The sequence below is a fragment of the Microbulbifer bruguierae genome, assembly GCF_029869925.1.
Taxonomy (GTDB): Bacteria; Pseudomonadota; Gammaproteobacteria; order Pseudomonadales; family Cellvibrionaceae; genus Microbulbifer; species Microbulbifer bruguierae.
The window spans coordinates 2,714,409-2,726,991 of record NZ_CP118605.1; the positions used below are offsets into that span (position 1 = coordinate 2,714,409).

A 12,583-nucleotide genomic window follows, 5' to 3' on the forward strand; every position below is an offset into this window, starting at 1 on the left:
TGTTTAAAAAGCGGGCAATTCTAACGGCAGGCCGTGGCCTTGCATAGCGCGCCGTCGCGCGACATCTCTGCAATCGGGGGAAAACGGCGGATGCGGGTCTATGGTTCTTTTTTATAGGGGTTATCGTTGCGGGGATAGCGCGGGGATAGCGCGGGGATAGTCTCTTCAGGTACGCGCAGTCATGAATACCCGACCGACGGTGCAATTGCTACTTGTGTTCCCCGGTTCGGATAACAACAATGGCGCCCCCCGCCTTAACCACCGGAGCCCTCGCCGTGAACCAACTGATACTGAATCCCCGTGCCGAACGCCGCCTCAAGATGGGCCATCTGTGGATCTACAGCAATGAGGTGGATACCAAGCGCAGCCCGCTCAAGGGTCTGGAACCCGGGGAGCAGTGCGAGATTTTAGACAGTAGTGGCAAGGGTCTGGGTTACGCGCTGGTGAATCCCAACCAGCTGATCTGCGGGCGTCTGGTATCCCGTAAGGATCCCTTTACCGCCAAGCAACTCAAGCGCCGCCTGGAAGCAGCGCTGGCGTTGCGTCAGCGCTACTTCCCCCATCCCAGCTACCGCATGGTCTACGGTGATTCCGACGGTTTGCCCGGCCTGGTGGTGGACCGCTTCGGGGATTACCTGGTGGTACAGGTCAGCAGCTGGGGCATGGAGCGCATGCTCGGCAATATTGTCGACGCACTGGTGGCACTGGTTAACCCAAAAGGCATCCTGCTGCGCAACGATCACCAGGGTCGCAAGGTGGAGGAACTGCCGGAAGTATGCGAGGTGGCGCACGGAGACGTACCGCAGATGGTGCCCTTCGAGGAAAACGGAGTAGCGCTGCTGGCACCGGTGTACCAGGGCCAAAAGACCGGCTGGTTCTACGACCACCGCGACAACCGTGCCCGTCTCAATCAGTGGGTAAACGGACTGAACGTCCTGGACCTCTTCAGCTACGCCGGTGGCTGGGGTGTGCAAGCACTTGCTAACGGGGCAGCGCAGGTTACCTGTGTGGATGCCTCCGGCCAGGCACTGGACTGGTGTGAGGAAAATGCGGCACTAAATGGCCGCAAGGATGACCTGGTAACCATCCAGGGCAAGGCAGTGGATGCCATGAAACAGCTCATCGCCGAGGGCCAGCGGTTCGACGCCATCGTTCTGGACCCACCGGCATTCATCAAGCGCCGCAAGGACCAGAAATCCGGGGAGGCCGCTTACCGCCACATTAACGAACTCGCGCTGCGCCTGCTGGAGAAGAACGGCTTGTTAGTGAGTGCTTCCTGCTCCATGCATCTGGAATCCGACACACTGCTCGAGATCCTGCGCGGTGCGGGTCGTCACCTGGACAAAAATATCAGTATTCTCGGCAGCGGCGGCCAGGGCGCCGATCATCCGGTACATCCGGCGATTCCGGAAACCCGCTACCTCAAGGCGCACTTTGTCCATCTGGCAGCAGGTGGCAATTTCTGACCTGACGCTGATTCTATAAACCTGAGTTGCTATTAACCCGAGTTGCTACTGACCCAGCTTCGGGTTCAGGGGCAGCAACCGCGAATCCGCCAGCGCGGCGACCCGGTGCCCCAGCCCCGCCAGATACTCTGCATCACTGGTGAAGGCGAGAAAATCCTGGCGGGATGGGTACCGCACCAGCATCATCAGGTGCCAATGCTCATTATCGGGGCCGATATACATCGCGCCCCCCTCCCCCATAAAAATCACTTCGCCACCATACCGCGCCAGAATCGGACCACTGTGCGCCATATAGCGTTTGTAGGCCACTGCACCTGACACAGGCACGTCGGGCGCGAGATCCGGATTCCCCCGGTAGTCGGCAATTTCGCGAAAGCGCAACAGGTTCAACATCACCACCGGGCCATCGGCCTCCGAAGCACGTAGCACTTCATCAGCCTCCGGCTTAGGGTGCAAATAGCTTTCATCTTCTTGCGTATGCGTCATGTCGTTGTATCCATTCTCTCCATCAGGGGCGGGGACTGTGGTTGCTTCAAGATGGTTACACCGGCTCACTGCGTTGGCCATAACCCCGGACTTCGGGTTCAACAAGTACGCTGCTTCACGATCCGGGTTTGGGGGTAGATCGCCGGCAAGCTACGATTCCTTGTCCGTGAACACTGCGGAGTACCCATGCTGAGACCGCTTCAGGAAGCAGATATCGAGCGCCTTTCACAGTTGTGGCTGCATCTGGCCTGCGGCAGCCACCCCAGCCTGCCAGTCAGGTTCTGGACACTACAGGGCCGCGCGTTTCGTCGGCAGCTGGTGACCCAGTGCCGAAACCAGCGGCTGTTGGGTGAATCAACAGGTAGCAACCACTGGGTATATACCCGCGCCGGAAGCAATATCGCGGAAGGAATGGTGACCATTACTGACAACGTTCTGATCCAAACCATTTTTGTTTCTCCCGCAGTACAGCGCTGTGGCGTGGGCAGTGAACTGATGGCGCAGGCCAAGTTCGGGCGGCTACAGTTGGAAACCCGGGTACTCGAGGAAAACCTGCACGGCCGCTATTTCCTGCAGCAGCACGGGTTCACGGAAACCGAGCGCCGCTTCAGCACAGATGCAGGACAGCACGAAATATGGATGAACTGTAAGATTTCCATTCCTGCGGTCGCCTGACCTGCACCATTGCCACCCAATTTTCAGGTATAAAAAAACCCGATAGGCCAAGACCCACCGGGTTTTTCAGCGCAGACAGAAAACCGGGTTACACGTCCAGGTTTTCCACCGCCAAGGCATTGCTCTCGATAAACTCCCGGCGCGGCTCGACCTGGTCCCCCATGAGGCAGGTAAAGATCTGGTCGGCAGCAATGGCATCCTCCACGGTTACCTGCAGCATACGACGGGTTTCCGGATTCATGGTGGTATCCCACAACTGCTCCGGGTTCATTTCACCCAATCCTTTATAGCGCTGGATACTGTACCCGCGGCGGCTCTCGCTCATCAGCCAGAACAGGGCTTCCGGGAAGCTGGTGACCGGCTGCTGCTTTTCACCGCGCTGGATATAGGCGCCCTCTTCCAGCAGATCCTGCATTTTTTCGCCCAGCTGGCAGATGGCCCGGTACTCAGCGGATTCGAAGAATTCATGGCTGACGGTGTATTTACTGCTGACACCGTGGGCAACGATATCCACCGTAGGCAGGTACAGATTGCGTTCAGTATCCAGGGTCACCGAGACCTGATGGCGGCGACCACCACCCTCTCCCTGACGCTCCAGGAGCTCCTGCAGCTGTTGGGTCCACTGTTGTATCCCGACCTCTGACTGCAGCTCCTCCGGCTTCACAGCGGGCAGGTAAACCATGCTCTGCAGCACTTCCTGTGGGTACAGGCGGGACAGGCGATCAATGGTCGCCATTACCGAGCGGTACTCTTTGACCAGAGATTCCAGTGCGGTGCCGGAAAGGCCCGGCGCTTCCGGATTGACGAACAGCGTGGCGCTTTCCAGGGCAGCATTGGTCAGGAACTGCGTCAGTGCCGCCTCATCCTTCAGGTACTGCTCCTGCTTGCCTTTGCCAATCTTGTACAGGGGTGGCTGGGCGATATAAATATGTCCGCGCTCGATCAGCTCAGGCATCTGCCGGAAGAAGAAAGTCAGCAGCAGTGTACGAATGTGGGCACCGTCGACGTCAGCATCCGTCATGATAATGATGGAGTGATAGCGCAACTTGTCCGGATTGAACTCGCTTTTGCCGATGCCACAGCCCAGCGCGGTAATCAGTGTGCCCACTTCGGCACTGGACAGCATTTTGTCGAAACGGGCCTTTTCCACGTTCAGGATCTTACCCTTCAGCGGTAGAATCGCCTGGGTGCGGCGATCACGCCCCTGCTTGGCGGAACCACCGGCGGAGTCACCCTCCACCAGGTAAAGTTCGGACAGCGCGGGATCCTTCTGCTGGCAGTCCGCCAGCTTGCCAGGCAGTCCGGCAATGTCCAGGGCGCCCTTGCGGCGGGTCATCTCACGGGCTTTGCGCGCGGCTTCACGGGCGCGCGCGGCATCGATCATCTTGCCGACAACCGCCTTCGCTTCCTGGGGATTTTCCAGCAGATAGTCGTTAAACGACTGCCCCATCTCCTGCTCCACCGCAGCCTTCACTTCTGAGGAAACCAGCTTGTCTTTGGTCTGGGAAGAGAATTTGGGATCCGGGACCTTGACTGAAATAATCGCGGTCAGGCCCTCACGGGCATCGTCGCCGGTCGTGGCAACCTTGTCTTTTTTACCAACACCCTCTTTTTCGATGTAGTTGTTCAAACCCCGGGTCAACGCGGCGCGGAATCCTGCCAGGTGGGTACCACCATCGCGCTGGGGGATATTGTTGGTATAACAGAAAATATTTTCCTGGAAGGAATCATTCCACTGCAGGGCAACTTCGACGGAGATACCGTCTTCGCGCTGATTCTGGAAATGGAGAACCTTGTTGATAGGGGTCTTGTTCTGATTCAGGAATTCCACAAATGCACGCAGACCGCCCTCGTATTCGTACACTTCCTCTTTGCCACTGCGCTCATCCCGCAGCACGATACGGACGCCGGAGTTCAGGAAGGAAAGCTCACGCAAGCGTTTGGCCAGTTGCTCGAAGTGGAACTCGATATTGGAGAAGGTTTCCGCGGAAGGCTTAAAGTGAACGGTGGTACCGGTGCTCTCGCTGTCCCCAACGACCGCCAGTGGCGCCTGAGGCACACCGTGCCGATAGACTTGCTCATGGATCTTGCCGCCGCGACGAATGGTCAGCTTGAGATCTGCGGACAGGGCGTTCACTACCGATACGCCCACCCCATGCAGGCCACCAGACACCTTATAGGTATTGTCATCAAACTTACCACCGGCATGGAGTACAGTCATGATCACTTCCGCGGCGGAAACCCCCTCCTCCGGATGCAGTTCCGTAGGAATTCCACGACCGTTGTCTGAAACGCTGACGGATTCGTCCGGATGGATAATCACGCGAATTTCGTCGCAGTGTCCCGCCAGGGCCTCATCAATGGAGTTGTCCACGACCTCAAACACCATATGGTGGAGGCCAGTGCCGTCATCGGTATCGCCGATATACATTCCCGGGCGCTTGCGCACCGCATCCAGGCCTTTCAGCACCTTGATGCTACTGGAATCGTAGTTATTCTCTTGCGACATTCTGTTGCTCCATTAACGCCGGCACTGCCAGGCCATTCAGTCTTAAATATTCTCTCAGGTGAGTCTCAAGGTCCGCAGTCCCCAAGTCACGCCGAATCCGTTTATTCCGTCAGATCATCTACTGTTCGTATCTTTCCATGTTCCACGTGGAACATTTTTGGGGTATCCCAGGGGGGCGGCAACGCTAGCCAAGGCTGCACCGTCACCTGAGCCTCAATCCCGGTTACCAGCACCTGGCTGGCACAATCACTTACCCAGCGGGCGAACAGCTGCTGATTGTGCTGATCGAGCTCTGCAGGCAGGTCATCGACAAGAAAAACCGGCTTGTTGTCACCGCTGACTACTACCGCCGCCATCGCCGTTCGCAATGCGCAGACGGCCATTTTTTGCTGCCCCCGCGAAAGAACCGCATGCGCTGGCTGACCATGAATCACGAATCGCAGATCTGCACGGTGCGGCCCGGACCGCGTAAATCCCTGCGCAACATCCCCGGACAAAGACTCGGACAAGGCAGCCTGTAAACCGGTACCCTTTTTCCAACCACTGCGATAATGCAGTTCGAGATCGCCAAATACGGCCCCAGGAAGGTCCTCCAGGCGCTCGCGAAATAGATCGGCCAGACGGTCAAATACACCACGGCGAAGACCGTCTACCTGCTCTCCACTGGCAACCAACTGCTGGTCCCAGGGGGCAAGCAAATTGGTGTCGATTTTACCACGACGAAGCAGTGCATTGCGCTGCTTCAATGCGCTTTGGTACACCTTCCAGTGCAAAGCAAACGAATGTTCCACGTGGAACACTGTCCAATCCAGCAACTGCCGGCGCACGCCGGGACCACCATCCAATGCCGCAAAACTTTCGCTGTCGATAACCTGTAGCGGCAGGCAGGCCGCCAGCTGTGAGCTGGTTTCTGCCGGTGACTGGTTGATCCGGATACGCCCCTGACCATCTCGACGTTTCTCCACACCCATGGTCACGCCACTGTAAAGCCGTCCGAAAACTGCGAGCGCGTCAGCGCCATGAGTGATGACCGCTTGCGCCTGCCGGGAACGGAATGAACGACCACTGGCAAGCATATGAACCGCCTCCAGCAATGAAGTCTTACCCTCACCGTTGGCACCACAAAACAGATTCACCGCCGGTGCGAGCTGCAGATCTGCGGCAGAAATATTACGAAAGTTACTCAGCACCAACCGGCTCAATGCCATTGGCAACCCCTGATCTACAAGAATTCGACATAAAAAAACCGCCACCCTTACGGGGCGGCGGTTTTAAATCCAGGCCTGTAGGCGGCTCGATTATTGCGAAAAATCAGCACAAACAGCCGCCAGCCAGCCAGAAAAACACCCATTGGCGTCATCAGAGCCGCATAGGCATGATGACGTAGACAGAGTCTCCGTTCTCTGGTTGCTGCAGCAGCGCACTGCTGTTGGCATCACCCAGGCCAATACGGATCTGATCGCTGTGAATAGCACCGGTTACGTCCAGCAGATACCCGACGTTGAAACCGATTTCCAGTGGCTCTCCGTGATAATCCACAACCAGCTGCTCTTCCGCTTCTTCCTGTTCCGGGTTATTGGCCACGATCTGCAGCAAACCCTCGGAGACCTGCAGACGCACGCCGCGGTATTTTTCATTGGACAGGATAGCAGCACGCTGAAACGCCTGCCGCAGAGCCAATCGGTCGGCAAAAATTTCATTGCCCGCGCCCCTTGGCAATACCCGCTCATAATCCGGGAACTTGCCATCCACCAGCTTGGAGGTAAACGTGAAGGGGCCACTGTTCACACGAATGTGGTTGTTACCCAGGACCACCTCGGCACTGGTATCAGTATCCTCCAGCAGTCTGGCCAGCTCCAGTACGCCCTTGCGGGGCACGATGGCCTGAACCGGCGCTTCTACATTCAACCCCGGCGCATCGCGATCGCAAAGCGCCAGCCGGTGGCCATCGGTGGCTACCGCACGCAATTGCTGCGGACGACATTCAAGCAGCAGGCCGTTCAGGTAATAACGCACATCCTGCTGCGCCATGGCAAAGCCGGTGGCCTCGATCAGGCGACGAATCTCCCGCTGGGAAATGGAAAAACGGCTCTGCGCGGTGGTTTCATCCTGATTGGGGAAATCACTGGCCGGCAGTGTCGACAACTGAAAGCGGCTGCGACCACTGCGCAATACCAGGCGCTCGCCGTCGCGCTCGAACTTGAGTTCGGCGCCATCTGGCAGCGAGCGACAGATGTCCAGCAGCTTGCGCGCCGGAACCGTAACCTCGCCTTCCATTTCTACCGGTTGCTCAAGCGGTAGACGACCGACAATCTCCACTTCCAGATCGGTGCCGGTCAGCGAAAGCTCCTGCCCCTGAAGCTGCAGGAGCACGTTAGCCAGTACCGGTAATGTCTGACGTTTTTCCACCACGCCGGCAACCAGCTGCAGTGGCTTCAACAGGGCATCACGGCTTACGCTAAATTTCATAATTATTGCCTTGATCTTGTTCTGGTCTTTAATCGTTTAGCAACGGCCCCCGCTACCCGCAGAAGCCAATACAAAGTTTCGTTAATCAGGTAGTGAGGGAGCGGGTCAACAGGCGAACATCTTCGCGAATATCACCATCAGACTCCTGCAGCTCCTTAATCTTGCGGCACGCGTGCAACACGGTAGTGTGGTCCCGACCACCAAAGGCATCACCGATTTCCGGCAGACTGTGGTTGGTCAACTCTTTCGCCAACGCCATCGCCACCTGTCGCGGCCGCGCCACAGAGCGGCTGCGCCGCTTGGAGAGCAGGTCCGCCACTTTGATCTTGTAATACTCTGCCGTTACCCGCTGAATATTATCGATACTCACCAACCGGTCCTGCAGGGCGAGCAGGTCTTTTAGTGCCTCGCGTACCAGAATATCGTCAATCGCGCGACCGGTGAACTGGGCATTCGCGATCACCCGGCGCAGCGCACCCTCAAGTTCCCGCACGTTGGAACGGATCCGCTGAGCGATAAAGAAAGCGGAATCATGAGGTAAATCGACACCCACCTGCTCCGCTTTTTTCATCAGGATGGCGACCCGGGTTTCCAGCTCCGGCGGCTCAACGGCCACCGTGAGCCCCCAGCCGAAACGGGATTTGAGCCGCTCCTCGAGTCCATCGATTTCCTTGGGATAGCGGTCACAGGTGAGGATGATCTGCTGCCCGCCTTCCAGCAGTGCATTGAAGGTATGGAAGAACTCTTCCTGGGAGCGCTCCTTGCCGGCAAAGAACTGGATATCGTCGATCAACAGTGCGTCTACCGAACGGTAATAGCGCTTGAAGTCGCTGATCGCGTTTAGCTGCAACGCCTTGACCATATCCGCCACAAAGCGCTCGGAGTGCAGATACACCACCTTCGCGTTGGGGTTACGATCCACCAGCGCGTTGCCCACCGCGTGCATCAGGTGGGTTTTACCCAGGCCCACACCGCCATAGATGAATAGTGGATTGTAAGCGCCACCCGGGTTATCGGAAATCTGCTGCGCAGCGGCCAATCCCAACTGGTTGGACTTGCCCTCTACAAAAGAAGCAAACGTGAAGCCGCGATTGAGGGAGCTGCCATGCTTGATCGCCCCCTCCACCTCAACCTTGCGCTGTGGCACGGGCAGAATTGTCTGCATCGGCGTCGAGACCACATCACTACCGGTCTGTAAATCTGCAGGAAGGCGCTCTGCGGGCGTCAGCGAATCAACGCCCGCCTCTTCTGCGGCGAGATTACGCACTTCGTTCCGGACTTCTGCGGAAATCGATCCACCAGAGCCGCCCATACCACCGCCAAAGCCATTGCCCGACACGGGATAGGATGCATGCGAAGATGAAAAGGAATTGCCACCACCGTGACCACGCTGCGATGCCGCCGCGGGTGCAGCGTAATCACTGCGCCCATTGCCATAACCCGTATAGCCAGGCCCTTCAGGCGAGAAAGCTCCTCCAGACTGATCGACCGCACCCAGATTGCGGCGAAAACGGGACGCGCGACGATCCAGCGCAATCACTTCAACCAACAGGGCACGCCCGGCAAATTGCTGGGTAAGCTCGCGAATGCGATCAAGAAACTTATCGCTCACCCAGTTGAGGATAAAGCGATTTGGCGCCACCAGACGCAGCTCCGCCTCGGAACTGTCGTCGCTGACGCGCAGCGGCCGAATCCAGGTATTGAACTGCTGCGGCGGCAGCTCATCCTGTAAACAGGCAGCACACTGCTTCCAGACGGAATCAGACAAGGAACCCCCTAACGATGAATCGGAGTGCAAAAATTGCGCAAAAAACCGCAACCACCCCCGAAAAAGTGGCCGACAGTATATCGGTTGCACCCTGGGTTATCCACAATTTTTCAGAAAATGGGGACAACTTTTTCGACAGAAAGCCTTGCAATTTCAAACACTTGAACAAAAAGCGAGCAAGCGGTGCGGATAACCACAATGGATTATCCACAAGCAGCTGTGGATATCTTGGGGTAAACCGGTGAACCGTCACGAATACCCACGTATTAACAACAGTTTACGAAAGTGTTGCCAACTTCCAGCTTCCGTACCTTATAAAGGAAGCAACCAAACCCAATCAGATAAAGGGGCATTTCCTGCATCACAATCCACCGATTGCATTGCTTTAGCTGGTTTCTTTCTATACAATCCGCCGCCTTCGCAGCGCATAGCCCGCTCCGAAGTCTGCCCAAAGGGCACACCGCAACGGGCTATTGCCGCACGCGGTCCAGATTACGCAAACATCCAGGACATTAACTCCGGGACCAACCTCCAGGTAGTAACAACATGAAACGTACATTTCAGCCCAGCAACTTGAAGCGCAAGCGCACCCACGGTTTCCGTGCTCGTATGGCCACCAAGAACGGCCGTAAAGTACTGGCTCGTCGTCGCGCCAAAGGCCGCAAGGTTCTGTGCGCCTAAGATTGCCGCTCCGCGAGCAAGCTTAAATACCGCATCTGAATCCTTATGCAGTGCCCACGCAGCGACTTCGCCTTCGCCAAGCCGCTGCGGCTGCTCAATGCGGCGCAATATCGCGCCGTTTTTGACTGTGCTCCCGTACGCGCAGCACAGCCCCAATTCCTGATCCTCGCCCGCCCCAACGATCTCGATCATCCGAGACTCGGTCTGGTTATTGCCAAAAAACACGTTCGCAACGCCTGCGACCGCAATCGCATCAAGCGTATTGCGCGGGAAACCTTTCGTCTGCGCCAGCATGAACTCTTTCCGTTGGACGCTGTAGTTCTCGCCCGTGGCGGTGCCGGCGAACTGGACAATGCCGCGCTGGGCAAAATCTTCAACAAGCTGTGGCGAAAACTGGATCAGCGGGCCCGCAACCCGCAACCGGAAAATGCGAGGCCACCCCAGCCATCCCGCGGCAAGGCCCGCCGGGACAAAAAGAAGACGTCTCCGGCACCGGCCCCTCAGCCAACCCCCGAACAGCCTGGAGGCACCCAGTGACCTGGCTAGCGATCAAGTTGATCCACCTCTACAGACTGATTGCCAGTCCCTGGGTGGGCAACCAGTGTCGCTTTTATCCCACTTGCTCCCGCTATGCCGAAGATGCACTAAATACCCACGGATTCTGTAAAGGGGGTTATTTAACCGTGCGTCGGCTTATAAAATGCCACCCTTGGCACCCGGGGGGGCTGGATTATGTTCCCTCCGCACCGCACCAACAAAAAACCACGGCGGCAGAACAAACACCGCCCTGCAACAAGGCTAACAAATAGAATGGATTGGCAACGCTATACGCTGGTCGGCGGAATCGCCGCAGTTCTACTGGCGCTGGTTTACCAGTGGAACGATTTCAAGGAACAGCACACCCCCGCTCTGGATCAGAAAACCGTAGTGCGCCACCAGGCAGACGCTACCGACACTCTGCCCAGCAGCCAATCCCCGACGATCACCACCAGTGGTACCGGCGGTGCTCTGCCGGAAGGTAACTCCGTGCCGGAAGTTGGCGCTGGTGTGCAGGCGAAACTGATCGCGGTAAATACCGATACCCTGAGCCTGCTGATCGACCCCAATGGCGGTGACATCGTTAAAGTCGCGCTGCGCAAGTATTACGAAAAGCTCAACACGCCGGACCGACCGCTGATCCTGCTTAACCAAACCCGCAGCCATACCTACATCGCCAAAAGTGGCCTGGTTGGCGGTAACGGTAGCTGTACTGCCGGACGCCCGCTGTTCAGCAGCGATGCCTCCGAATACGCGCTGCAGGAAGGCAAGGACACACTCACCGTGGACCTGAAGCAGACGCAAAACGACATCAGCTTCACCAAGCGCTTCACGTTCACCCGCGGTGATTACCTGGTGAAGGTCTCCTATCTTGTGGACAACGGCCGCAGCAAACCTCTGCTCGCCGGCATCTGTGGTGAGATCGTTCGGGACAGCCTTGAGCCGCCGGTCGACGTGGGCATCGGCGTATCGCCATTCCTCGGCGCAGCCCTGCATACCAGCGAAGAGAATTACTACAAGCAGGATTTCGAGGACATCACCAAGAAACCCACCACCGAGACGATTGAGGGCGGCTGGGTCGCCATGGTGCAGCATTATTTCCTGAGCGCCTGGGTTCCGAATCAGCAGGAACAGAATACTTTTGAGCTTCGCTCCGCCGGCAACGGCCTGTACAACATGGGCTTTACCAGCCCCCAGCTGCGCGTCGAGCCGGGTCAGCAGGGTACCGTTGAAGCCTCCTTTTACGTTGGCCCCAAGGACGTCTACCGCCTGGAGGAAATTTCCCCCTATCTGGACCTGACCGTCGATTACGGGTGGCTGTGGTGGCTGGCGAAGCCGATGTTCCGGGTGCTCAACTGGATCCACGAACACATTGTGGATAACTGGGGCTGGTCAATCATTCTGCTGACCGTGTTCATCAAGGCGCTACTGTTCCCGCTGTCCGCCGCAGGCCTCCGGTCCATGGCGCGTATGCGCAAGTTTGCTCCGCAGATGAAGAAACTGCAGGAGCAGTACAAGGACAACCGCCAGAAGCTGGCGGAAGAAACCATGAAGCTGTACCGCCGGGAGAAGATCAATCCGGTGGGCGGCTGTCTGCCACTGTTGCTGCAGATGCCGGTCTTTATCGGTCTGTACTGGATGCTGATGGAGACGGTTGAACTGCGTCATGCACCCTGGATCGGCTGGATCCATGACCTGTCGGTAAAAGACCCCTACTTCATCCTGCCGGTGATCATGGGGGCGAGTATGTGGTTTATGCAGAAGCTGAATCCGCAGCCCACCGACCCAACCCAGGCGAAGATCATGCAGCTGATGCCGGTCATGATGACCTTCTTCTTCCTGTGGTTCCCGGCTGGCCTGGTACTCTACTGGATCGCGAACAACCTGATCTCGATTGCACAGACGTGGTTTATCAACAAGCAGGTTGAGGCGGCGAGCAAGTAAATCACTTCATTTCAGGAAGATTCCCCAGGGCCGCAACAAGCGGCCCTT

11 protein-coding genes are annotated in these 12,583 nt (G+C 57.3%); 6 read left to right on the forward strand and 5 right to left on the reverse strand.

Translation table 11 applies throughout. The annotated features are described in order from the left end of the window. Positions 1–239 precede the first annotated feature (239 nt). Positions 240–1,466, forward strand: a complete 1,227-nt coding sequence (locus tag PVT68_RS11315; RefSeq protein WP_407666093.1) for a class I SAM-dependent rRNA methyltransferase — start codon at positions 240–242, stop codon at positions 1,464–1,466. Positions 1,467–1,511: 45 nt separating this feature from the next. Here the strand turns inward: PVT68_RS11315 and PVT68_RS11320 are convergent, their stop codons facing one another. Then, the gene (locus PVT68_RS11320) at positions 1,512–1,952 is read right to left on the reverse strand and encodes a DUF1330 domain-containing protein (RefSeq protein WP_280318109.1); all 441 of its coding nucleotides are present in this window, start codon (positions 1,950–1,952) and stop codon (positions 1,512–1,514) included. Between the two features lie 186 nt (positions 1,953–2,138). Between PVT68_RS11320 and PVT68_RS11325 the strand changes: the two genes are divergently transcribed. Next, on the forward strand, positions 2,139–2,627 hold the full coding sequence (locus tag PVT68_RS11325) for a GNAT family N-acetyltransferase (protein WP_280318111.1): 489 nt from the start codon (positions 2,139–2,141) through the stop codon (positions 2,625–2,627). Between the two features lie 88 nt (positions 2,628–2,715). Here PVT68_RS11325 and gyrB read toward each other — a convergent pair whose 3' ends face one another. The 4 genes from gyrB to dnaA all read right to left on the reverse strand — a co-directional run bounded on the left by gyrB (position 2,716) and on the right by dnaA (position 9,373). Then, the gene (gene gyrB, locus PVT68_RS11330) at positions 2,716–5,136 is read right to left on the reverse strand and encodes a DNA topoisomerase (ATP-hydrolyzing) subunit B (RefSeq protein WP_280318113.1); all 2,421 of its coding nucleotides are present in this window, start codon (positions 5,134–5,136) and stop codon (positions 2,716–2,718) included. A 101-nt stretch (positions 5,137–5,237) separates the two neighbouring features. Further along, positions 5,238–6,344 (reverse strand): DNA replication/repair protein RecF, encoded by a 1,107-nt coding sequence (gene recF, locus PVT68_RS11335; protein ID WP_280318115.1) that lies wholly within the window; start codon positions 6,342–6,344, stop codon positions 5,238–5,240. Between the two features lie 151 nt (positions 6,345–6,495). Then, positions 6,496–7,605, reverse strand: coding sequence for a DNA polymerase III subunit beta (gene dnaN, locus PVT68_RS11340; RefSeq protein WP_280318117.1), 1,110 nt, complete (start codon positions 7,603–7,605; stop codon positions 6,496–6,498). 85 nt (positions 7,606–7,690) lie between these two features. Continuing rightward, positions 7,691–9,373: a chromosomal replication initiator protein DnaA gene (gene dnaA, locus PVT68_RS11345; RefSeq protein WP_280318119.1), complete on the reverse strand. Its 1,683-nt coding sequence runs from the start codon at positions 9,371–9,373 to the stop codon at positions 7,691–7,693. 546 nt (positions 9,374–9,919) lie between these two features. Here dnaA and rpmH point away from each other — a divergent pair. From rpmH to yidC, 4 genes are read left to right on the forward strand one after another with little or no spacing between them, the layout of a single operon-like run. Beyond that, positions 9,920–10,054 carry a 50S ribosomal protein L34 gene (gene rpmH / locus PVT68_RS11350; protein ID WP_105102590.1) on the forward strand — a complete coding sequence of 45 codons (135 nt, stop codon included), beginning with the start codon at positions 9,920–9,922 and terminating at the stop codon, positions 10,052–10,054. A 45-nt stretch (positions 10,055–10,099) separates the two neighbouring features. Beyond that, complete coding sequence (gene rnpA, locus PVT68_RS11355; RefSeq protein WP_280318124.1) at positions 10,100–10,591, forward strand: ribonuclease P protein component; 492 nt, start codon at positions 10,100–10,102, stop codon at positions 10,589–10,591. Next, entirely contained in the window at positions 10,588–10,863 is a 276-nt protein-coding gene (yidD, locus tag PVT68_RS11360) for a membrane protein insertion efficiency factor YidD (protein ID WP_280318126.1), read from the forward strand. Before rnpA ends, yidD begins: the two co-directional genes overlap by 4 nt. 1 nt (position 10,864) lies before the next feature. Further along, positions 10,865–12,535 (forward strand): membrane protein insertase YidC, encoded by a 1,671-nt coding sequence (gene yidC, locus PVT68_RS11365; RefSeq protein ID WP_280318128.1) that lies wholly within the window; start codon positions 10,865–10,867, stop codon positions 12,533–12,535. The last annotated feature ends 48 nt before the right edge of the window (positions 12,536–12,583 follow it).